Source organism: Kamptonema formosum PCC 10802 (genome assembly GCF_000332335.1).
Classification (GTDB): domain Bacteria; phylum Cyanobacteriota; class Cyanobacteriia; order Cyanobacteriales; family Oscillatoriaceae; genus Oscillatoria.
The window spans coordinates 998,832-1,022,303 of record NZ_KB235948.1 but is presented as its reverse complement, the minus strand read 5'-3'; the positions used below and the strand labels follow the sequence as shown (position 1 = coordinate 1,022,303).

At 51.1% G+C, this 23,472-nt stretch carries 17 protein-coding genes; 9 read left to right on the top strand and 8 right to left on the bottom strand.

What is annotated here, in order from left to right; all coding sequences use genetic code 11:
* Positions 1-112: 112 nt before the first annotated feature.
* The 5 genes from OSC10802_RS0104350 (at position 113) to OSC10802_RS0104330 (ending at position 8,679) form a co-directional block, all read left to right on the top strand.
* Complete coding sequence (locus tag OSC10802_RS0104350; RefSeq protein ID WP_026098159.1) at positions 113-3,118, top strand: serine/threonine-protein kinase; 3,006 nt, start codon at positions 113-115, stop codon at positions 3,116-3,118.
* A 38-nt stretch (positions 3,119-3,156) separates the two neighbouring features.
* Positions 3,157-3,948: a PP2C family protein-serine/threonine phosphatase gene (locus tag OSC10802_RS0104345; protein WP_017715563.1), complete on the top strand. Its 792-nt coding sequence runs from the start codon at positions 3,157-3,159 to the stop codon at positions 3,946-3,948.
* Positions 3,948-5,372 (top strand): NERD domain-containing protein kinase family protein, encoded by a 1,425-nt coding sequence (locus tag OSC10802_RS0104340; protein ID WP_017715562.1) that lies wholly within the window; start codon positions 3,948-3,950, stop codon positions 5,370-5,372. Before OSC10802_RS0104345 ends, OSC10802_RS0104340 begins: the two co-directional genes overlap by 1 nt.
* Before the next feature lie 230 nt (positions 5,373-5,602).
* The gene (locus tag OSC10802_RS0104335; RefSeq protein ID WP_017715561.1) at positions 5,603-7,768 is read left to right on the top strand and encodes a hypothetical protein; all 2,166 of its coding nucleotides are present in this window, start codon (positions 5,603-5,605) and stop codon (positions 7,766-7,768) included.
* A 107-nt stretch (positions 7,769-7,875) separates the two neighbouring features.
* Positions 7,876-8,679: a PP2C family protein-serine/threonine phosphatase gene (locus OSC10802_RS0104330; RefSeq protein WP_017715560.1), complete on the top strand. Its 804-nt coding sequence runs from the start codon at positions 7,876-7,878 to the stop codon at positions 8,677-8,679.
* A gap of 148 nt (positions 8,680-8,827) precedes the next feature.
* Here OSC10802_RS0104330 and OSC10802_RS0104325 read toward each other — a convergent pair whose 3' ends face one another.
* Both OSC10802_RS0104325 and OSC10802_RS56935 read right to left on the bottom strand, forming a co-directional pair.
* A complete protein-coding gene (locus OSC10802_RS0104325; protein WP_017715559.1) occupies positions 8,828-9,040 on the bottom strand; it encodes a DUF6887 family protein in 213 nt (70 codons plus the stop codon).
* A 1-nt stretch (position 9,041) separates the two neighbouring features.
* On the bottom strand, positions 9,042-9,254 hold the full coding sequence (locus OSC10802_RS56935; protein ID WP_071593275.1) for a DUF6888 family protein: 213 nt from the start codon (positions 9,252-9,254) through the stop codon (positions 9,042-9,044).
* A gap of 115 nt (positions 9,255-9,369) precedes the next feature.
* On the opposite strand from OSC10802_RS56935, the gene OSC10802_RS0104315 reads away from it, so the two are divergent.
* Complete coding sequence (locus tag OSC10802_RS0104315) at positions 9,370-10,194, top strand: class I SAM-dependent methyltransferase (protein ID WP_017715557.1); 825 nt, start codon at positions 9,370-9,372, stop codon at positions 10,192-10,194.
* Positions 10,195-10,343: 149 nt separating this feature from the next.
* Here the strand turns inward: OSC10802_RS0104315 and OSC10802_RS0104310 are convergent, their stop codons facing one another.
* A complete protein-coding gene (locus OSC10802_RS0104310) occupies positions 10,344-12,680 on the bottom strand; it encodes a glycoside hydrolase family 31 protein (RefSeq protein WP_017715556.1) in 2,337 nt (778 codons plus the stop codon).
* Between the two features lie 287 nt (positions 12,681-12,967).
* On the opposite strand from OSC10802_RS0104310, the gene OSC10802_RS0104305 reads away from it, so the two are divergent.
* Positions 12,968-13,795 (top strand): LmeA family phospholipid-binding protein, encoded by an 828-nt coding sequence (locus tag OSC10802_RS0104305; RefSeq protein WP_017715555.1) that lies wholly within the window; start codon positions 12,968-12,970, stop codon positions 13,793-13,795.
* 365 nt (positions 13,796-14,160) lie between these two features.
* Complete coding sequence (locus OSC10802_RS0104300) at positions 14,161-15,294, top strand: type II secretion system F family protein (protein ID WP_017715554.1); 1,134 nt, start codon at positions 14,161-14,163, stop codon at positions 15,292-15,294.
* A gap of 162 nt (positions 15,295-15,456) precedes the next feature.
* On the opposite strand, the gene OSC10802_RS0104295 is transcribed toward OSC10802_RS0104300, so the two are convergent.
* A complete protein-coding gene (locus OSC10802_RS0104295; RefSeq protein WP_017715553.1) occupies positions 15,457-16,329 on the bottom strand; it encodes an aldo/keto reductase in 873 nt (290 codons plus the stop codon).
* Between the two features lie 213 nt (positions 16,330-16,542).
* Between OSC10802_RS0104295 and yidD the strand changes: the two genes are divergently transcribed.
* Positions 16,543-16,833: a membrane protein insertion efficiency factor YidD gene (gene yidD / locus OSC10802_RS45790; protein ID WP_071593274.1), complete on the top strand. Its 291-nt coding sequence runs from the start codon at positions 16,543-16,545 to the stop codon at positions 16,831-16,833.
* Positions 16,834-17,186: 353 nt separating this feature from the next.
* Here the strand turns inward: yidD and OSC10802_RS0104290 are convergent, their stop codons facing one another.
* The 4 genes from OSC10802_RS0104290 to OSC10802_RS0104275 form a co-directional block, all read right to left on the bottom strand.
* Entirely contained in the window at positions 17,187-18,278 is a 1,092-nt protein-coding gene (locus OSC10802_RS0104290; RefSeq protein WP_017715552.1) for an acyltransferase, read from the bottom strand.
* 127 nt (positions 18,279-18,405) lie between these two features.
* Positions 18,406-19,821, bottom strand: a complete 1,416-nt coding sequence (locus tag OSC10802_RS0104285) for an MFS transporter (protein ID WP_017715551.1) — start codon at positions 19,819-19,821, stop codon at positions 18,406-18,408.
* A 70-nt stretch (positions 19,822-19,891) separates the two neighbouring features.
* Positions 19,892-22,240: an alpha-amylase family glycosyl hydrolase gene (locus tag OSC10802_RS38660; RefSeq protein WP_232731620.1), complete on the bottom strand. Its 2,349-nt coding sequence runs from the start codon at positions 22,238-22,240 to the stop codon at positions 19,892-19,894.
* Positions 22,241-22,288: 48 nt separating this feature from the next.
* A complete protein-coding gene (locus OSC10802_RS0104275) occupies positions 22,289-23,071 on the bottom strand; it encodes an ABC transporter permease (protein WP_017715549.1) in 783 nt (260 codons plus the stop codon).
* Positions 23,072-23,472 lie beyond the last annotated feature (401 nt).

The following is a 23,472-nucleotide window of genomic DNA, read 5'->3' as shown; positions in this document are numbered from 1 at the left end:
GGGAGGGAGGGCAGGACCGGCAATTGGCAGTCTAGTTTTGTGTTGCGCTTGCGCTTAAGATGTATAATTCTGTTATCCCACTCTGTATTGCTCAATGGCCAGGGGTGTCCCGATGAATCGCTTAGAAGACTCGCCGCTTTTCCAGTCCATCAATACTCTGATTGACCGCTTGACAGAAATCTGGGGAAGTGGTAAGGAGGAGCCATCGGTGGGTGAAATTCTGAGCGCGGCGAGGGCGATCGAGCAGATAGGGAAAGAGGGTGAGGGATTTTTAGCTGAAATGCAGGAACTGCTGGGAAACTCAGCTGTGTACGAGGAACTAGCTGAGATTGTTGCGCAGTGTCAAGAGGAATCGCCGGCTTCCCTGCCGGTGCGAGAGCTAATCGCGCGGTTGGGCGGATGGCGGGATGGCTTCCGGGAAATGCTTGAGGAAAGAGAGGCAGCTAGGGCGCGGCGCGAAGCACAACCAACCTGCCAAGAGCTGCAACAGAATCTGAAGCAACTTCAAACGGATGTCCGAAACAGTCAGCAACTCCAAGACAGTCTGAAGTTGGAACTGATAGGGAATCTGCTCGATTTGGCGGAACGTCTCCAACCAGAGGCGGATTTGCAGTTGCTCGCAGCAGAACTGGAAAGGTTAAGGGCGAGATTCAGCTCGGCGCTCAGACAGCCGGCTGCGCCGCCCCCCCAACAGCCGCCTCTAACCAGCACAGCCGGTGCTTCCACTGAAGTGACTCCAGATTCACTGCTTGACCGGCTCCGCCAGATTCAGCCGAAAGAATCAAATTCCATCCCTGAGGTGCAGAAAATCCAAAAGCAAGTCACAAGCGAGGCTAATCACGAGGTTCTGGTTAACACTATTAATCTGCTGGAAGCCGAAAAACTGCTTTCGGCAACCTGGCTGAAGGCAATGTTTGTCTCGTCCTATTTGGAAGTGGCTCGCGGCGGGAGCGAATCTTTGTCCGGGGTGCTGAATTCTCTGGAATCAAACTCCCAAAAGTGGTTGGCGGGGAACTGGGATGTGCAAGCTGTCGTTATTAGGGTGTGTCAATCTTTGGAAGAGTTTTCCAGCAGCTACCCGTCTTTACTTTCCCTAGAAAAAATTTACGCCTTTTTCTCACGGCTGCAGGAGGAGATGGGCGACAGCCCGCATTTTAGAATAGAAATTATCCTGGCACGCCTGTCCTTGGAGTTGGCGAGGTTCAACTCACCTGCGTTAGAGTACCTTCAGAAAGCGCTGTCACACGCGGAGCGGGCGCTGAACCTAAAACCCAACCTTGCAGAAGCCATACTGCTCAAACAGCAGGCGGAGTTTCTGGCAAATTTGGAAAAGTTGTGGGGCGAGAACGAGAATTACCAGCTAGAAGGTGGTATAATGAAGACGGAGCCTCGCAAAACAATTGAGGAGACGATTCGGGAGCCGGCGATCGGGAGACTTGAGAAGGTGTACAGCCAGCTGAAAACGGCTAACAAGCCTTGGTGCGCTTTTGCGTTCTTCGATGTCCTGTCCAAACAGAACCCGGACAACCTGGCTGTGCGGTGGTATCGCGCTAGGAGCACCCAAGAACCTGAGGGGAAAAGCGATTATTTTCAGACAGCGCTGCTGTTTTTGAACAGTAAGGATGCCGGTGTTACAGCAGCTACTATTGCGACTGTTGCTAGTCAGTTGCTGAGTCTGAAGCTGTACGGTTTGGCGCTGGCGGTGGCTAAATTGGAGAGCGACTCCGCTGCAGCGGGGATTAACATTACTGTCAATTCGGCTGCTCAGAAATGCCGGCTCCAGCCTTGGGAGTGGCCATTGGCGCTGCAAAAAGCTCGGCAGAAATTCCAGATGTGCAAGGGGGAGGGCAATTGGGACAATTGGATTGAGGCTGCGGACGGAATTGTCCAAGCGCTGCTCGCCGCACCAACCCACTGGGCGACCTGTATGGCTTTTTTTGATATCTTCACCCGTCCTAGCGACGATGGCGAGGAATGGGGCAAAACAGCGATCGATCTGGCGCTGGCAATTGTGCGGTATCTCAATCAAGACCGGCAATTCCCGGAGCAACCTGAATTGCTGGTGTTGGAAGCTGAGTTGCGCTATTCTGCTGGCAAATTAGAGAGCCGGTTCTTACCGGATGCGGTTCGCAATAAGTGTGAGGAACTGTGCCGGCGAGCGCATCCAGACAGGGGCGCATTCGCACCCGCGATTCGCCTTCAGGAACGTCTTGCGCCCAAGCTGGTGACGCTGGCTTCCGGCGAAACTTTTGTGAATCGCTATCGCATTGTTTCGCCGATGCGCACAGGTTCATTCGGTCAGGTTTACCGGGCTGAGGTCACGGATGAGAAGTGGTCAGGGCCAAAGAGTGTGGCCCTGAAGTTGGTTCGTACCGACGCAGCTACTTCAGAAAAATTGCAGCACTTCACCAGGTTATTGGAGCAAGAAGCAAAAATCGCGGTGCGGCTGGATCACCCGCACATCGTGAAGACGTGCGATTTTATTAAAGAGCATAAATGCTTGGTCATGGAGTTTATCAATGGGGAAACTGTGGGAGACAAGCTCGACAACAAAATTACCCTGCCTTGGAAAAGTGCTGCGGAAATCGGACGCCAGATTGCTGAGGCTTTGAGCTATGCCGGGAAAGTCGTCGAGCGCGATTTTGACAAGTCCGATTTCGCCCATCGCGATATCCATCCGGGCAATATCATGGTGATGGGAACGACCGAAAATCCTGACGCCAAGCTTTTAGACTTCGGTTTGGCCCGCATTCCGGGCGGGCCAACCAGTACGGTGGCGCTTGAGGGTGTGGATCGCCGCATGATTTATCGCGCTCCCGAATATGGCAATAAGATGGACTTGCGGGCTGATATGTTTGCCCTGGGCGTGATTCTCTACGAACTGCTTGCCGGCGAATTTCCCTATCCGGTGGATAAGTACAGCGAGTACAAACATGATATATGTTCGGGTAGCGAAGTCGCACAGTCGCTGCGCCCATTGCGGGACATCCTCGCGGATACTGACGCGCCGGCGCAACTGGAATCTGTACTCCTGAAAATGGTAGCCTTCAATAAAAATGACCGATACCAGAGTTGGAAAGAGCTGATTGCTGAACTAGAGCAACTTCTTGCTTCCTAAAAATATCCTGCGCAGTTTTAATGTGAGATAGCATTGTGATGAATAATAGATCCAAGTTGCAGACAGTCAAGCAAGCTTCGCCCACAGCTAGGATTGGTGTCTCTACGCGAAAAGGCACAAGTGCCGGCAAATCCGTCAATGACGATGCTTTTTTCATTGCCCCTATAGCCGGTGGTAAAATGTGGCTGCTGGCAATCGCTGACGGAGTGACAGGTTCCCCGCATGGCTGGTGGGCTAGCAATAAGTGCGCTGAGCTGATTTGGTGCACTCTGCCCAAATACGAGCAAAAGTTGCTCTCCCCTAACTCTTCGGAATCAGAAGAGAAAATTATGCATCAATGGCTCGATGAGATTCACGATACCTTTCGCACTGAACGCCGGAAAGAGCCTGATGAGGAGTATCAAAAAGCGACTTCGACGCTGACTTTTGCTGTCGTGCGCGAGAGCAACTTCTTCTGGGCGCATTGCGGCGACAGCCGGCTGTATACGCTATCGCCCTATGGCGAACTCTCCCTAGCGTTTCCCGTGGATGACCAAAAAATCAAGAGTAGGGAAGGGCGTACCAGTTTGTCGAATCACATCGGCGCACCGCCCAAGGACTGGAAGGGTATAAGCGGGAGAGATACTATTCCGCTTGACGGTTTGCTGATTTTGTGTTCTGATGGTGTGATATCAGGAAACGAGGGGTTTCATAAGACCAACCTCCTCAAGACAATTCGCGACTGTACAGAGAATCTTCAGAAAGGGGTGGAAGAGATTACGAAAAAACTGGCTGACTCGGGCGAAACTGATGATTTGACTTTGATTGCTTTTCAACCTGGAGATAACTGATGCCTCTGGAATATACCTCACACCCTGTCGGCAATGCTTTCGAGGGTTCAGTGGTGCGGGAGCTGAGCCGGCTCGATGAAGATGGCTTCATCGCCCACAATATCCTGCTGCCAAATGTTAACGACCGTTACAATCCCAACGAACACGATATCGTCTTGCTGCTTCCTTGGGCTGCATATACCATCGACGCCAAGGAGTATGAACCTGGCTACTACAATATTCCAGGAAACAGTGATGTTGAGTGGCGCACATCCTCCCCTGAATTCAAAAGGAAAAATGGCAACAAGACAAAAATACTCTCACGTTTAGCTAACCCCTTTCACGTCGCCAAGCAGAAAGGAAGTATTTTGCACGCGACTTGCAAGGGTATAAAAGCTTTGGTAAATTATCGCGTCCAATCTCTTATCGTTGTGCCGGATCATGCTGAGGTAACTCCAAATAATCAGTCACATACCCAGGATGGGTTTGTCTTCAACCTGCGCGTGCTTAAGTTAAGCGAACTTGTGGGTGCCATTATTGAGGAGGGAAAAGCTCACAAAGGGCGCACCTATACAATGGATAAGCGACGCCTGATATTTGAGAAACTCCAGGCACTTCCCCAACAGCCGAAAGGTGGCATTTCACTGTGCCAAATCCGTCTCGGCAAACAGCTTAACCGCAGCGAACCCGGATGCCCTGTTTCCATGACTGCTTACGAGGGAGTAAAAGATCCGCCGGGAGAGCAGGTGGAGGTAAGGATTTACCGGAAATGGCCGTGGAATGACAATTCTGACAGGTTTCTCGACCGCGTGAAGCGACGCATGAAAGCCCTTTACAAATTTCCAAGTCGCCATGTGATGCAGGTCCTCACTTTCGAGGAACTGCCAGATATGGTGGTGATAGCGTTTAAACGCTTTGACGGCGAGACGCTGGCTGAATTGCTCAAACGTCGTAAATCACTGCCGGTGGCAACTGTCAAGTCTTTAGTGAGACATCTCGCTAATACTGTCAAGGAGTTGCACCGGCAAAACATCATTCACCACGATATCAGACCGGAACACGTCTTAGTTGCTCCCAATCTCGAATCTCACGGAGGAGAAGAACATTTAATCACAGGATTGACGAGTCCGCTCATTGATGACAGGCGCTTGTCCACACAAGTATTTGGCAATGATTTTGAGTCTTCTTTTTCGGCACCGGAGATGCAGATTCACAAACACCCCCACCGAGGCAAGCCCCAAAATGACATTTTCTCCCTCGGACGTTTAGCCGCGTACTGCGTGCTGGGCGATGCTGAATACCGGCAGCGCTTGCGGGATGATAAAATTGATTTGCAGGGAGTAGATACTCATCTCGCCGGCATCATTGACCGCGCCACTCAATACCGCAGCAGCGACAGGTACGGCGACATCGATGAAATGCTCGCCGCGCTATCGGAAAGTTGAGGGTTTCCCCCCCCCTGAACCAATTAACCGCCAAGACGCTAAGGAAGCGCCCGGAAGAAGGGGAGGGGCATCTCTGTGTGAAAGCGTAGAAACCGGGTTTCTGGGAGAAACCCGGTTTCTGGCCACACCCAGAGGCCGGTCTGAGGGGGAGGGGTGGACCGGCAATTGGCAGTCTGGTTTTGTGTTGCGCTGAAGATGTATAATCCTATTATACCACTCTGTATTGCTCAATGGCCAAGGTTGTCCCGATGAATCGCTTAGAAGACTCGCCGCTTTTCCAGTCCCTCAATACTCTGATTGACCGCTTGACAGAAATCTGGGAAAGTGGTAAGGGCGAGCTTTCGGTGGCTGAAATCTTCCGCACGGTGAGGGCGATCGAGCAGGTAGGGAAAGAGGGTGAGGGATTTTTGGCTGAAATGCAGGAAATCCTGGAAAACTCAGCAGTGCACGAGGAACTCGCTGAGATTGTTGCCCAGTGTCAAGAGGAATCGCCGGCTTCCCCAACCGTGCGAGAGCTAATTGCGCGGTTGGGCGAATGGCGGGATGGCTTCCGGGATATGCTTCCCAAGATTAGGGAGCAAGAGCAAGCGCGGAAAGCGCAACAGAGGTGCCAGCAGATGCGCCAGAATCGGGAGGAATTTCAAACTGAGGTTCTGGGAAGCGATCTGCTTAAACCGGCTCTGAAACGCAAACTTATCAAGAATCTTTTAGATTGGGAAAATCGTCTCCTGCCCGATGCGGATTTGGACTTGCTCGCAACGGATCTGGAAAGGTTAAAGTCCGCATTCGCGGAGGCGACTGGACAGCCGGCTGCGCCCCCCCCCGAACAGCCACTCCTCACTGAGACAGCTGCGGAAACGGCTGAAGCGACTCCCGATTTGCTGCTCGACCGGCTGCGCCAAATTCAGCCGAAAGAATCCAATTCCATCCCTGAGGTGCAGAAAATCCAAAAGCAAGTCACAAGCGAGGCTAATCACGAGGTTCTGGTTAACGCTGTCAATCTGCTGGAAGCGGAAAACCTGTTTTCGGCAACCTGGCTTAAGGCAATGTTTGTCTCGTCCTATTTGGAAGTGGCTCGCAGCGGGAGCGAATCTCTGTCCGAGGTGCTGAACTCTCTGGAAGACAATTCCCAAAATTGGCTGTCGGGAAACTGGCATGTGGAAGCAGTTGCTATCCGGGTGTTCCAATCTCTGGAAGAGTTTTCCAGCAACTACCCGTCTTTACTTTCCCTAGACAAAATTTACGGCTTTTTCTCGCGGCTGCAGGAGGAGATGGGCGACAGCCCGCACTTCCGGATAGAAATTCTCCTCGCACGCCTGTGCTTGGAGTTGGCGAGGTTCCACTCACCGGCGTTAGAGTACCTTCAGAAAGCGCTGTCGCACGCGGATCGGGCGCTGAACCTCAAGCCAAACCATGCAGAAGCCACGCTGCTCAAACAGCAGGCGGAGTTTCTGGCGAATTTAGAAGAGTTGTGGGGCGAGAACGACAATTACCTGCAAGAAGGCGGTATAATGAAGGCGGTTCCTCGCAAAATAATTGAGGAGACGGTTCGGGAGCCGGCGCTCAAGAAGCTTGAGAACCTGTACAGCCAGCTGAAAATGGCTAACAAGCCTTGGTGCGCTTTTGCGTTCTTCGATTTCCTGTCCAAACAGGAGCCGGACAACCTGGCGGTGGGGTGGTATCGCGCTAGGAGCACGCAAGAACCTAAGGGTAAAAGCGATTATTTTAAGACAGCGCTGCTGTTTTTGAACAGCAAGGATGCCGGTGTTACAGCCGCCACTTTTGCGACTGTTGCTAGTGAGTTGCTGAGTCTGGAATTGTGCGGTTTGGCGCTGGCGGTGGCTAAATTGGAAAGCGCCTCCTCTGCAGTGGGGATTGGCATTACTGTCAATTCGGCGGCTCAGAAATGCCGGCTGAAGGCTTGGGAATGGCCACTGGCGCTGCAGAAAGCTCGGCAGAAATTCCAGATGTGCGCGGGGGAGAATCATGGGGACAATTGGATTGAGGCTGCGGAGGGAATTGTCCGAGCGCTGCTCGCCGCACCAACCCACTGGGCGAGCTGTATGGCTTTTTTTGATATCCTCACCCGTCCTAGCGATGATGGCGAGGAATGGGGTAAAATATCGATTGATATGGCGCTGGCAATTGTGCGGTATCTCAATCTAGACCGGCAATTCCGGGAGCAACCTGAATTGCTGGTTTTGGAAGCGGAGTTGCGCTATTATGCCGGCAAACTCGACGGCGAGTTTCTGCCAGATGAGGTTCGCAATCAGTGTCAGGAACTGTGCCGGCGATCGCTTCAAGCCAAGGGCGCATTCGCACCGGCAACTGAGCTTCAGGAACGTCTTGCGCCCCAGCCGGTGACGCAAACTGCCGGCGAAACTCCTGTTATCTAAAAACCCTGGTCTTCTCCCCCTCCCCGCAAGCGGGGATGGGGTGCGATCCGAGTCGGTCGAGTTTATTTATATCCACCTGCGCAGCTGTAATTTGAGATAGCATTGTGATGAATAACAGACCTAAGTTGGTGACAGTCAAACAAGCCTCGCCCACAGCTAGGATTGGTGTCTCTACGCGAAAAGGCACAAGTGCCGGCAAATCCGTCAACGAGGATGCTTTTTTCATTGCCCCTATAGCCGGTGATAAAATGTGGCTGCTGGCAATTGCTGACGGAGTGACAGGTTCCCCGCATGGCTGGTGGGCTAGCAATAAATGCGTTGAGCTGATTTGGCGCACCCTGCCCAAATACGAGCAAAAGTTGCTCTCCCCTGACACTGCGAAATCAGAAGATAAAATTATGCAGCAATGGCTCAATGAGATTCACGAAACCTTTCGCACTGAACGCCGCGACGAGCCTAAGGAGAAGTATAAAGAAGCGACTTCGACACTGACTTTTGCTGTCGTGCGCGAGAGCAACTTCTTCTGGGCGCATTGCGGCGACAGCCGGCTGTATGCGCTATCGCCCTATGGCGAACTCACCTCAGCGTTTCCCCTGGATGACCAAAAAAGCAAAAGTGGGGAAGGGCGTACAAGTTTGTCGAATCACATTGGCGCACCGCCCAAGGACTGGAAAGGTATAAGCGGGAGCGATACTATTCCGCCTGACGGTTTGCTGATTTTGTGTTCTGATGGGGTGGTATCAGGAAACGAGGGGTTTCAGAAGATTAACATCCTCAAGACAATTCGCGATCGGACAGAGAATCTTCAGAAAGGGGTGGAAGAGATTACTAAAAAACTGGCTGAGTTGGGCGAAACTGGGGGTGAAACTGATGATTTGACTTTGATTGCTTTTCAACCTGTAAATAAGTGAGTGCCGGCACCCCGAACGCCGGATGAAGAACCCCACCCCCCAACCCCAGCCCCTTATCCCCAGAGGGGGCCTCACCTTCCCCGCACGCGGGGAGGGGGATCAAGAGGGGATTTTCCCTTTCGTGGAAAACGCCTTCCAACGAGCGAGTTTACGCTTGCCGGCCCGTATCTTTGCGCAGCCTCTCAAGAAACTCCGGATAATTTTCCATGTCCTCCATTGACTTCACGGGTGGATGTTTTACCCTGTCACCTTCTGTCTTTATCTTGTCCACATAAGCATAGAAAGCTTCATCATCGTCTCGATGAGCCAAAACATAGGCTCGTAACTCTTTGCGAGTCATTTCCAGAAAATTGGGTTTCATATTACTCAATCCACTCACCATTTGGGTCGATTTCAATTTCCATTTCTTCGCCTATCAGAATGAACACATTCCCGGTGCGCTCATCTATGCGGACTAGGTTAACAGGCAGGTACATCTTTGTCGCCCAAGAACAAAGAACGAAGCACTGCCATAACTGCGCTGCTGTCGGAATAATCGATCCTCCAGAAACTCTGCCCCCTCTATTATACACCATTTCGCCATTTCTGGCTAACACCGGCACTCCCCCCGCACCGCTAGTTCTGGGTGCCGGTTTTAGGGTAGCCTAGATAAGACTCCTAAACCAGTTCTACACGCAAAGGAACTTCAACATGACAGAAGCCGCCACTCCTCCCAATGCCTTTCGAGAATTTGAATATTGCGGATGGCAGCAATCCGCTGATCAATATCACGCCTCTTTTGGCTCTCTCACAAGCCAGACCATTAAACCCCTGCTCGATGCTGTCAGCGCCGGCACCGGCACAAAATTGCTGGATATCGCAACGGGTCCCGGCTATGTCTCAGCCGAAGCATTCAAGCGGGGATGCCATCCAATCGGAGTGGATTTTTCCGAATCCATGCTCGCGAAAGCGCGAGAAATCCACCCCCAAGTCGAATTCCAGCAAGGCGATGCGGAATCCCTGCCGTTTGAAGACGCGCAATTTGACGCGGCTGTCATGAATTTTGGGATTTTGCACCTCTCCCAGCCAGAAAAAGCCATCTCCGAAGCCTTTCGCGTCATTCGCAGCGAGGCGAAGTTTGCCTTTACTATCTGGGAAAAGCCTGAACATTCAATCGGACTCAAAATTATGATTCACGCCATCGAAACCCAGGGCGATGCCGGTGTGTCTCTCCCAGAAGGCCCACCCTTCTTTAAATTTAGCGACCCAGAACGCTGCGTCGAGGCTTTGCGAAGTGCCGGTTTTGCCAATCCCTCAGTCCAGAAAATCCCCCTGACTTGGGAACTTTCTAGCGGAGACGAACTGTTCGACGCTTTTTATAAAGGTACGGCAAGGACCGGCGGCTTGCTGAGAGTTCAGAACAGCCAGTCGCTGGAAAATATCCGCGCCGCCGTCAATCAAGCTGCGTCAAGCTATATGAAAAATGGCAGACTGGTTCTGCCGATGGCGGCGCTAGTTGCCTCGGCTCAAAAGTAGCTATTGGCGCGAGACTCACCCCATTGGTGCCAGCTTAAACTTAATAATGAACCGCTAAAACGCCATAGACTGGCTTTCTCGGCTTCCCGCAGGGTAGGACGCCAAGAAGCTTCCTATTGGCGTTCTTGGCGGTTGATTATAATCTTCGCTCAAAACACCAGCCGCCGCCCCGCACCGTCATCAGCAAAACGCTGCTCTCCCACGCCAACGACTTCCACAATTATATCGCGCGCCGGCGGCGTCCAATTGCCCTCCCGCGCCCCAATAGCTACGAGAATTTCTTCCCCATGCGGTCGCACAATATAAGTTGTTATCGCCCAAGCGCCGGTTTGATATTCAAACGTCTTGCCATCATCTTCATAAAACGCCCACTCACCATTTCCCGGCCAGATTCGCAGCCTCAATTCATCCAGCGGACGCTCGTCAGCGTATTGCATCACCGGCATCACCGGAATCACCGCACCGGCACGCACATAAAGCGGCATTCGCTCTAAGGGTGCCGGCGCTAAAATATGAGTTCCCCCTTCATAGCGCTCCCCACTCCACCAATCATACCAAACCCCTGCCGGCAAATAAACAGCGCGGCACTCAACCCCCGGGCGACAAACCGGCGCTGCCATCAGCCACGGACCTAGCAACACCTGGTCGTGAATCGCGTAAGTTTTGCTATCATTAGGAAAATCATACAGCAGCGGTCGCAAAATCGGAGCGCCGGCAGTCGCCGCCTCCCAAAACAGCGTGTAAATGTACGGCAATAACTGGTAGCGCAACTCAATATACTCGCGGCAGATTTTCTCGACGCGCTCCCCAAACACCCACGGTTCGTGTCGCGCCGTACTTACTGCAGAATGCCCCCGCATCAGCGGGTAAAGCATCCCCACCTGCACCCACCGCGCAAATAGTTCAGCCGTTGCGTTGCCGGCAAATCCGCCAATATCGCAACCCACAAACGCCACTCCCGACAGCCCCATATTGCACAGCATCGGCAGCGACATTTCCAAATAATCCCACAGCGACTGATTGTCGCCGGTCCACACCGACGACCACCGCTGCACGCCGGCATACCCCGATCGCGTCAGCACAAACGACCGCTCCGCCGGACGGTGCCGGTGCAGCCCTTCGGCGGACGCCCTCGCCATCATCAGCCCATATAAATTGTGCGTTTCTGCATGCGTCGCGCGATCGCCCTCTTCCCCCTGCGGCGCATCCAGAGGAAACCATATTTTATTTCCCGGATCTCCGAAAGGCCGGTCGTCGAGCGCCGGCTCATTCATATCGTTCCAAATGCCCGCCACACCCATATCGGTGAGGCTTTTTTGCAAATCCCCCCACCACATCCGGACATCAGAGCGCAAAAAATCCGGAAAAACCGCCTTATCTGGCCAAACATACCCGTGGAAAATCCGCCCGTCAGCGTGCCGCACAAAATAGTCGTTTTTTATTCCTTCATCGAATACGCGATAATCAGCCTCTGGATCATACTTAACCCCCGAGTCAACAATCGTCACCGTTTTGAAGCCATCCCGCGCCAAATCCCTCAGCAACTGCTGCGGATTTGGGAAGCGCTTTGGACTCCAAGTAAACACGCGGTAGCCGCGCATATAGTCAATATCGAGATGAATCACATCGCAGGGGATGCGGCGGGAGCGAAATTCCCTGGCGATCGCCCGCACCACCGCTTCCGATTCATAACTCCACCGGCACTGGTGATATCCCAGCGCCCACTTAGGCGGGAGCGGCATGCGCCCCGTTAGCTGCGTGTAAGTCCGCACAATCTGCGCCGGTTCCGGTCCGTAAATAATATAGTAATCCAGCTCCCCGCCCCGCGTTTCCATCCGCCAAACTCCCGGTTTTTCGGCACCAATATCGAACTGGCTCCAAAATGTCGTGTTGCAGAAAATCCCGTAGCCAACTCCAGAACGCAGGGCGATAAAAAATGGAATCGCCTGGTACATTTCATCGGTGAGCGAGCCGTAATCCAGCGCGTCAAGCGCCCAATTGGTTTTGACTTCGCTGCGCTTGTCCAGCAAGCCGGTGCGCTCCCCAAACCCGTAAAAGTGCTCCTCCGCTTCGATGCGCTTCCAGCCGGCAACCGCACCCAGACGCCAACCCATGCCAAGTTCAGTGTCTTCCGCAAAAGGCTGGCCGTCTTTCGTATAGCACACAATCCGGCATTTGTCAAGCGCTATTCGGACCCTTATCCGCTCAGTTTCGATTTCTGCGGCGTCCGCTGTTTGCCGAAACTCGAAAGGCACCACCGGCCACTCTTCATCATCCCGCGTCACCGCCCAAGAGCGGCGCGGCGCAAACTCGCCGGTTGGCGTCATCCGCACCCGCACCAGATTCGCTGCCAGCACGCTGACGGACAGGCGCGGGCCACCACAATTGACGCGGACATAGCGCTCAAAGCGCCGCACCTCCCGCACCGCCCCAATGCTTGACCAGGGCTGGTCTGTGGTTGGAAGTTTTCCGAAGTATTGCGGCATATCATTCACAAGCCTAAATTTCTACAAAAACTCTTCTTTTATCAGTAGTTTGGCATAAATAAACTTAAAACCCCACTCCCCGCCCCCCACTCCCCGCCTTCAGCGGGCAGGCGGAACATTAACCTCTCTAAATGTTAGCTTAAAATTATCTATTTTTTCGGCAGACTTGTTAATTAGTCTGCGGACAGATAAGCTAGCAGGCGCTCTTCCTCCGCGAGACAGATACGCCTCTCGATCTGAATCACCTAGATTAATCGAAAGCAAAGACGACAGGAGATATCTGCGTGATGCAACAACAAGCTGGGCTGCACGAGCAAGCGCTCAACAAAGCAGCAGAACTGGGAATAGCCAGCCAACTGGATGAAGTCGAGCAATTGCGGGTAGCGGTTCAAGCCGATCCGTTCAAGCTGGTTACAGGAGAGGTCGATGCTGTCGCCATAGAAGGCGAAGGTTTGGTGATGAACCAAGACCTGCGGGTGGAGCGGCTGGAAATGCAAATGGGCCCAATTGCCATCAATCCTTTGCAGGTAGCGTTCGGTCAAATTGAACTAACTAAGCCTACAGCCGGTAGCGCCTGCGTCGTCCTGACGGAAGCGGATATCAACCGCGCTTTCAACTCCGAGTATATCAGCAGCATGCTGCAAAACTTGCCGGTGCGCGCAGACAGCCAAACCGTGACTTTAGATACGCAGCAGGTGGAGTTCCGCCTTCCGGGTGAGGGCAAAGTCACTTTGAGCGCTCAGGTGCTACTGCGCGAAACAAGCCAGACTCAGCAGGTTTCTCTCACCGCCACACCTCGCGTGGGACCTCGTGGCGAGGGCGTGGTGCTGGAGGATGTTCAGTATGCCGGAGGAAAGGAACTGTCGCCAGAACTGACGGCGGCTCTGTTAGAAAAAGCGGCGGAAATTCTGGACTTCAGCAACTTCGATCTGGAGGGGATGTCGCTGCGAATTCAACAGCTAGACGTGGGTGCCTGCAAGCTGACGCTGCACGCCCGAGCGCATGCCCTTGCAAATTCCCACAGCCTAGCAGGAAGACTTCTGAAAAAAGACTTCCTGCCCTGTCGAGCCGGTCCCTACCCGCCTCCGACCGGCTTGCTGACAGGGAATCAATGAGCCCGCTGCCTGGAATTTGTGTAAATTTTTGTAAGAAAATGCCAAACTGGCAACACAGCCAGGGTGGATTGCTTTTTCATTACTTTCTAGAGCCGTATTTATTATGCCGGTTTACTTAGGTTAAAATGCAGTTTCCTTTTGCAGCTCTCCTGCTGCCGGTGTCAATCTCTACAGACAGCATGGAACCCTCGTTTCAGGTTTTTTGCTCGCCTGCTTAATTGCGAATCGACAATCTAAAGCTCAAAGCGGACGGGAGCTTTTCACCCTCTCAGCAAGCTGAAAAGCCCAGCAGAGGAAGTGCCGGCTTGCCCTCTCCAGTTTTCTTTGACATGGCTTTTTACGTTTAACTGTATTGGAGGTAGACTATGACTGCTGTTGCCAGATCGGAGCCGTTTCGCAAACACAGGGCAAGCAAAGGATTTAGCTTTGACCTAAATCAACTCGAAATGGCGTTTGCCAAGGTGACGGTCAAGGATAAAGCCGTTTTTTCGCGCCAGCTGGCGGTAATGTTCAGTGCCGGTCTTCCCTTAGTGAGAGCCATCAGCATTTTACACAATCAGTGCCGCAATCCCAAGCTCAAAAAAGCTCTAGGGCAAATTAAGATCGATCTAGAAACCGGCTTGCCCCTAGCGGAGGCGATGCGAAAACATCCGGACTGCTTCGACCGGCTCTACTGCGCCATGATCCAGTCCGGAGAAATCGGCGGCGTTCTCGACATGGTGCTGAACCGATTAGCCACCATGCTTGAGAAGTCCGCTCGGCTGCAGAACCAGATCAAAGCAGCGTCGGCTTACCCTAAAGCCGTCGGGACTATCGCGATCCTAGTTTTCTTCGCAATGACGACATTTCTGCTGCCCACCTTTGCCAATATTTTCGCGGATCTGAAGACTGAATTACCGCCCTTGACCCTATTCATGCTAGCCTGCAGTGAATTTTTCCGCTCTCCCCCAAAAATTGGCTCACTCATCGCTGCCATTTTGGGTTTAAAGTTCGCCTTCGATGCCTATTACAACACCCCAGCCGGTCGCCTGCTAATTGATGGCCTTCTCCTGAAGCTTCCTCTCATTGGAGACTTGCTAAGAAAAGCAGCCGTCGCTCGCTTTTGCAGCACCTTTGGCATGCTGACCGGCGCTGGGGTGCCGCTGCTGTCTTGCTTTGAAATTGTCGCCGATACGGCGGGAAATCAGGTACTCACCCAGGCTATCTTGCATGCCAAGGCAGACGTTGAGCAGGGCGGCAGTTTAACCGCTGCCTTTACCAGAGAGAATGTCTTTCCGGAGATGGCACTTAGCATGATGGCTATTGGTGAAGAAACCGGCGAACTCGACAAAATGCTGCAGAAAGTGGGGGACTTCTACGAAGATGAAGTGGAGCAAGCCGTTAAAGGGCTAACCAGTATTTTGGAGCCGGTGATGATGGTTGGCATCGCGGGTTTGGTCGGTTCCATTCTCATGTCCATGTATCTCCCCATGTTTAAGGTCTTTGACAAACTGGGGTAAAACTTTATAGCCTTTCTCATATTAGTGGGGTACTGAGAGATGCTGAGAAACCCGGTTTCTGGGGTGCCGCTCACACGACGGAGAAGAGTCTGCCAGGAACTCATATTTTTGAATGAGGCCCGGCAAGAGCCTCATTCAAAATTCCCAACTCAAAACTCCAAATTAACCGGACGTTGCCCGGTCAATTCGCCCCACTTCTTCCGCAGTCAGCCGCACATCAGCGGCACGCACGGAGTCGGCAATGCTGGAAACCTTGGTAGCACCGGGGATAGGCAAGACGCAGGGGGATTTAGCCCGCAGCCACGCCAGAACGAGGCAGTAGATGGAGACGCCTTTTTCTTCAGCCAGCCGTACTATCCCCGGAATCTCTTTCAGCAGAGCAACCTGACGCCTCCCTCCCAGGGGACTCCAAGGCAAAAACGTCAGCCCTTCCCCTTCGCAATATTCCAGCACGCCATCAAATTCCGGCTGCCGGTGCCAGGGGTTGTACTGGTTCTGTACCGAAACAATTTCAACCACATTGCGGGCGCGCCTGATTTGCCCGACAGAGAAGTTAGAGACGCCAACAAAGCGAATCAGCCCCTCATCCACAGCTTCCTTTGCCGGTGCGAGCGATTCCTCAATCGTGTATTCAGTATCCGGCGCGTGGTACTGCCAAACATCGATAGGTTTCTCCCCCCCCAGCGCCGCAAAACTTTCCCGGATTGTCTTGCGCAAGTGGTCGGGGTTGCCCTTGCGCGCCCAGCTGCCACCGGGACGGACCAAACCGCCTTTGGTAGCGACAATTACATTGCTGGCATCGCCACTGTACTGCGCGAGTGCCTTAGCGATCAGTCGCTCGCTGTGGTGCTTGTCAGACTCGTCTTGGCAGTAGGCGTCTGCTGTGTCAATGAGGGTGACGCCGAGGTCGAGAGCTTTGTGGATAACCTCAATAGCTTGCGATTCTGTAGGTCTGCCGCTTATCGACAGTGGCATCGCACCCAAACCGATGGCGCTGACCGTGATGCCGGTGGAACCCAGCTGTTTCATTTCCATTGTTTAGATTTCCTCCTGAGTCTATTGCTGGGAGCGTCGCATTTTTAAATCCCGCCTCGCAGTGTAGCGCGCCCTCGCACATTATACAATTAGCCCCACGATGTCTTTCTATCCTGAATCTACCTCTAAAAACTCAACCTTTTGGCAGAGATGCCGAGATATCTGTTTGTGCTATAAGAAAGTAATTACCACTGTACCCTAACCTGAAACCGTATGCAAGTTAGCACCTTTGATTCTGTAGCTCGACAAATAGCCCTTGAATCTATCGAAGCATACCAGACCTATATTTCTCCCAGGAAAGGCTTTTCCTGCGCCCACAGAATGCTGCACCAGGGCGAGTCTTGCTCAGATTATGTCAAGCGCCTATTTGCCACTCAGAATTTAATGTCCGCTGTGCTTTCGTCTCGCCAGCGATTCCGGGATTGCGCAGCTGCAAGCCAAACCCTGAGAGCGACGAAATCCAGTTTCAGATGTATTGTCATCCCCTGCTGCCTGCCAATATAAACCTTTCTGCGCCATCCCACACTCCCCAAATCCCCAAATCCCTGCCAATCTTTGCTAGTCTAGAATCGTAGCGCAAACCGCCCATTGCAAGTCTCGTTTCAGAGAGATTTTATTTTTTATCTTCTGGCGCTCTTTTTCCTAGCGTCGATTCCCGTTATTAAGCGTTGCGGGACGCGACAGATTTCTTCCACTCAAGGGGCATTCTTCGTGCGCTACCCCCTATAAGGGGGCTTACTGGCCCCCCTTTTTATTCCCCCGCCCCCTAAAAAAAAAGGGCAGAGGATTTTTTTATCACGGGGTAAAAGATCGATATCTGCACCTCACTCAGCCGGCATCTGCGCTCGCATAAGCTGTTATTGAGATTCAACTTTGGAGATGAATGCACTTCTTACTGGAGTGCTAAAACCTACCACCCACAAACCTCCAGGTACTAAATTAATTATAGACACTCCCATAAGACTAAAAAGTATTACTAGGACTGTTTCAAACAAGGCTGTCGCCGCCTCAGTTGGGTAGGGAATCCCAAAATAATAATGAAATCCCCTCAACAAGAGTATGTGAATTAAATAAATTCCAAATACTCGGGGATTTAAGAAGCGAGATATTCTGGCAATAGCCCCTTCTTCAGACATGGATTCCGTGAGCATGAAAAGCACTCCGAAAATCCCTATCGTTAATAGGACAGCGGTCACACTATTGTATTTTGTACTGTAAAAAAAACTAATTGTGTGCGTCGCCGATATTCGCTCGAAATATTTGCTAATGCTATTTACCGGCACATTAGTAGCGCTCAACGCCAAGTAAAAGAAGAAGTGAATTGGCCGCGTTTTGTAACGGCTTAGATAGTGACCAAATAAGTAATATCCCAAAAAAGGAATCCATTGTGTCCCAAAGAAAAGCACATAAATCCCGGCAAGGGATTGAACTATCTCAATCAGGATGAGAGTGCTAAATATACCAACCAGTAGCAAGCGCTCCTGATGTTCTGAAAGCGTAGCTAACCAAGAACGCAGGTAAGGTGTGAGGAGATACAATCCAATGATAGCGAACAAAAAGTAAAGATGTTCGGATATCTGTCCGATAAAAAGGTCGTGCAAAATAACTTCCAGAGTCCGGGAGCTATCCCATCGCGGTTCCAGCTGTACATATACACAGCCCCAAAACAGGAGGGGTATCCCGACTTTTGGCAGTCGTTTCCGATAAAATTCACGCGGTTCTTCCTCTTTCTTTTGTGGGGTGAGCAGTAAAATTCCGCTAATAATGACAAAGGACGGTGCCGCCCAAATAAATAGACTCTGAGTAATGTTCAAAGACCACCATTGCCAATCCAGGTTGGGAGAAGTTCGCAATTCGCTTTGAACCACATGGATAAACACAACTCCCACAATTGCCGCAACCCGGATAATGTCTAGTCCCAGCCAGTATCCGCCTTTAGTGTCACTCATATTTCAATCTTCTCTCCCTCTGAACTTATGCTTGCACTGTATCTGCCGGTGCCAATTTAAAGACATGCAAGGATTAAGATTGATAGATTCAAACTAACTTCCTTGCATTTATATCTAGTTGGCTAACTCAACTTTCTTCCAAATCGCTTGCCAATATAGGTCCCTCATCCATCAGTAAACCCTCTTCCAAATTTTGCCAGGTTATATAGACATAAAAACTAAAAGAAACCAGCAATATTAGCAGCCCCTCTAGCATGATTAGGAAGCCAATCCCTCGCCCGTGGCCGGTGCCAGTGAACTGACCAATATTGTGCGCTAGCAGACCATCATTCAAGAACATGGGTTCCAAAACCAAATCTGCCAGCGGACTGGCACTAATATTTCCTAGCGCAACCCCCAAACCAGTCAATGTACCCACTAACGAAAGTACCCTTCCCTGAAAATTTGGTTGAACATGGCTCTGCCAAATCACCTGGTTAGAACCTAAGATGATTGGGATCGTAAAAAATGACAGCATCACTCCGCAAGTAATCACAGTAATTGATGCCTGGAAGCCCGCTATCATCAAGCCGAGCCCATTTATAGCAGATGCAATACTCAGGGAAGATAAAATGTTTCTTCTCCCTCCCACAACACTCATAAAGATACTGCCAGCCACCATGCCACAGCCAGCTACAGACATCACATTGCCATAGATTTGCGGAGTGGAAAAAGATAAAATCAAAGGATTGATCAAAACATTGGTCATGCCATCAATAAAGAAATGCAAGCTCATAAATAATATCACAATGATGAACACCGACTTGGATTGAATCACATGCCAGCCATCAAGAATTTCACGCACAAGAGAGGGTTTCTGTGCCGGTTCAGATAAATTTGGTTCAGACTCAGGTTGCGGAATCGACACAAAGAGAAGCGTTAATAGTCCGATGGCATAGCTGCTTAAATCAATACACAGCAACCCTTCAATATCAACTTTAGCGATAAGAAAGCCTGCTATAGCCGGCGCTGAGATGCGGCTAACTGCTGTACTAAATTGAAGTAGCCCATTCACCCGCCCCAGCTCTTGCTTGTCCACCAGCATGGGGATAGAGGCTCCCTTTGTCAGCATTTGAAACGAGCCGCATAAAGAGGTTAAAAAGGCTGAAATATAGGTGTGCCAGACTTGGAGATGATTTCCCATCAACAGCAAGAGCAGCACGAAAGTAATCAGGGCTGCGCCACAATCACTGAAAAATATTATCCAGCGCCGATTCCAGCGATCTACCAAAGCACCCACAAAAGGAGTTAACAGCACACCAGGCAGTGTTGTCGCCAAGAACACTAAACTCAACTGAGTAACTGCGTGAGTATTTTGATACACCCAAATCCCCAATCCAAACCCCGTGAGAGCAGTGCCAATCTCCGAGAGCGATTGACCCAGCCAAAAGATGGTGAAATTGCGCAGATCCCAGAGAAATTCTAGCAGAGATTTTCCCCGGTCGCCGGAGCCCCTATTTTCTGGTACAGGAGGTTGTGTACTGTTCATTTCAAACAAATTCATTTCCCAATAAATTTTCTGTCATTTGAGCCAAAATCGTCAAAACTCACAGCCCGGGGCAGCACATTCTAATTTAACTTGGCTCCCGGTTCGTCAAAATATAGTTACTCTCCACGCCTGGAAAAGGCAAAACTGCATCCTCTGCAGAAAACTGATGCAGCCTTTGAGCGGAAGTTTTTGTAACAAGTTGAGCCAGCACAAAAGCAAAAGGGGGGCATTGAACTTGCATCCTATCGTGCTCCCATTTCAGACGTCCGTCTGCTGTGGTAACTAGGATATCTACTCCTAAAATCTTCCCGTAATCTTTGGGAACAGCCAGTCCTATTTCCGTGATGTGACTCATTCCTACATTCAAGATCGCCACCAGGGGAGGCGATTCCTGCTGGCTGTGCAGTATTACGCACCGCAGCCCATTATCCTGAGAGACCAACAGAGTGCGTTCTCCCTCCGTAAAAACTGGACTTTGCCTGCGAATTATCGCCAGCTGTTGAATCAGCTTAAAGGTTTTGTGATCTTGACTGTATGGGGGAAAAGCCTTGCGATTTATCGGGCCAAACTTCCACACACAAGCAGGATTGTCAAACATATCCTCCCGCACATGGAAATCATGCCCAATCCACTCCCTTCTCTCTAGGTCGTAGTGCATCCCCTTCGCCCCTGAAAACTCCTGCTCTGTTCCCATATAAATGCCAGGTCGCTGTGGCCCTAAAATTAAACAGGCCAGGGCAAAATGCAAACAAGCTCTCGCCGTGTCTCGTGTCCCGTGACGGCTTAGAAATTCATGAAAAATTCGTGTCGTGTCTTGATTGTCCAGAAACATCAAGTTATTCTGCCAGCCCGCTGCATAAGGTTCGCCTGGCTCCATAAAACCACAAAAGTAATCAGAAAACGGACTGAGATTCTCTCCGCGCCCTAATGAATGCTTCAGCTTATAGTAATTTGGGTAGTCGAACATACTGGAAAAATTAGCCCCGTTATAAGCCGTCAACTCAGTGTGACAGCTCCCGGCATGTTCGGCAATTTGGAAAAACTGCTTTTTCCCCAAATACTTCGCATATCTGGATATCTCCTCAACACAATGCTGCCAAAAATCCAAGCCAACGTGACGGACCGCATCATACCGGAACCCATCCACATTAGTTACTGCTAGCCAATACTTCAGGTGCTGTATCAATAGTTCTCGCACATAGGTCGTTTCCGTCCGCCAATCTTCCAGAAACCCAAACAGCCGCTGGTTAATCATATCTGTGTGTTCCGATCCGTGAAACAGCACCGTGTTGCGAGCTTCCAGCGGATATGGCATTACCGCAGTCGCATCACCCCGCACATACTTAAATTCCCCTCCAGGTGGTCCCCCATACTTTTCCCAGTCAATGCTGTCAGCTAAATGATTCACCACCACATCTAAAATCACTGCAATATCGAGTTCATGGGCTTTAGCCACTAATGCCTGCAAACTCTGCAACGTTCCTAAACGGGGGTCTACCATCAGCAAGTTAACCGGATGATATCCGTGATAGCCACTAGCCTCATTTACATAAACCGGACTAATTATCAGTGCACCAACTCCCAGAGATTTTAAATATTCGAGTTTCTCACAGACCCCACGCAGAGTGCCCCCATGACTGGTATGGGGAGCTGATAAATCATAGGGCACTATCCCTAGCTTTGTGCGATTTTCTTCCTGGCTTACAGCAAATCTATCAATCATTAACATATAAAATAGTCGTTTATCCCAATCTTGGGGCCCAGGCGTAATCTGAACTTGGGGTGCCGGTCCATACAAGGGGTGATTATCCACCACATCCAAGAGCGCGTACTCAATCTCCCCAACAGACCGAGGTGCTTCATCACAGACCATTATATCACGAATCTGCTCACTTGTATGCGATACCCCCTGGCTATCGCGATACCCTAACCTGTAGCGATACCGGCTCCCGTTAGCACCCGGAGGTAAAGTTACCGAAAACATTTTGAAGTTATTTTTCGCGATAAATTCCGTCTTGGCAGTAATCCGTTCTACAGTATCGTATCCTTGAGCGTCGCATGTCTCTAATATAATTTGACCGCAGTCAGGTTCCTTAAATACAGACACTCCAAATCTAATCCGAATCTTTTCATTGCTCCTCCATACCCATTGGAAAGGAGCACTTCCTAATTCCAAATGACACTCACAATAATCTTCAAAATAACGCACAATTAACCTCCCAAAAACCCTACGGAAAATACAGCCAATTCTTTGACTGGCGGAAAAATTATTCTGACTGCGGCAGGCATGGCGCTCGCCCTCCTGCGATGTAGTTTGTACCTTAGCAGTTCTCGATAATCTTGTCAACCCCCTTGAAAAAAAATTTTTGGCTCGACTATTTGTTAGTGCCTCTTCTATAATTAGAGGTTTTGCCGTTAAAGAAATGATCGCCATCCCACAATCCCCCAATCCCCTAATCCCGGCGAAACACTTTTCACTCCCCTAGCTAGAAGCGCTCGTGTAGAAGCGCAGCGCAAACCGCCAGAAGCCGGCGGAAGCGAACAGCAGCGCCACCGCCAGCACCCCAGCACCGGCAGTCGGCACAGAGGTTCCGCGACCGAGAAGCGCCTCCGCCGGCACCGTAGTCAGGAACGCCACCGGCACCACGAACGTGAAGAAAAACCGGTAAGCCTCCGGATAAGCCACCATCGGGTAGCGACCGGCTTCCAGCAACCCTCGCAGCACCTCAGTCACATTGTAAATTTTCACAAACCAAATGCTAGTCGCTCCCAGCATAAACCACAAGCTGTAGAGGATTGCCATGCCAAATAGAAGCGGAAGCGCACCTTGGAGGTAATTGGCTATTCCCAGACCCAGTTTGCTGCCGGCATATCCCAACAGTATGGTTCCAAAGACCAAATCTGGCAGCCCCCAAGGGGAAACCGTGCGGGTGGAAAGCCAGAACTGGCTGCTCACCGGCTTTAACAGCACGAAATCCAGGGTGCCCTCCTGCACCTGCTCCACAATGCGGCTCAAGTTGGGGGCGAGGAACGTCGTGGAAAACCCTTGAAGCACGGTGAAGACGCCCAGCACCACAAGAGCTTCTTCCCACTTCCAGCCGGCAAAAGTGTAGCCGGTGCGGTAAAATAGGAACAGACCGAACACGCTCCCACAAAGGTTCCCCAAGCTGCTGAAAGTAGAGAGCGCGAAATTGATGCGGTACTCCAGCTCCGCAGCGATTGCCGCACTCCAAAACAGCCCCACGACTTGCAGGTATCTTCTCATATCAATTTTCGATTTTCGATTTTAGATTTTAGATTTTAGAGCGATCATCTAATACTACCCCAGTCAATTCTAGCCTCTCCCCCTCAGAGCCTAGCCCCTTTCGGTTGCCCAATACTCGTGGGACAGGCAAGATACCTGTCCTACAACGTTAGTGTGTCTTACACTCGCTAAAAGCACTATATTATATAGCAGCAGTCATATTGCTTAGAACAATAGAAGCTTCGGGAGCTCTGGAGCAAGGGAGGCCGGAATGTAGGTTTCCTAAATGCTTACTGCTATATAGACGTAGGGCAGGCGTCCCGCCCCCCCTGAAGGTCTAATGTTCTAACCTAAGTGCATACTGCTATAGCACATAAACCGAAAAAATAGAAACCCGGTTTCTTTAAGAAACTGGGTTTCTG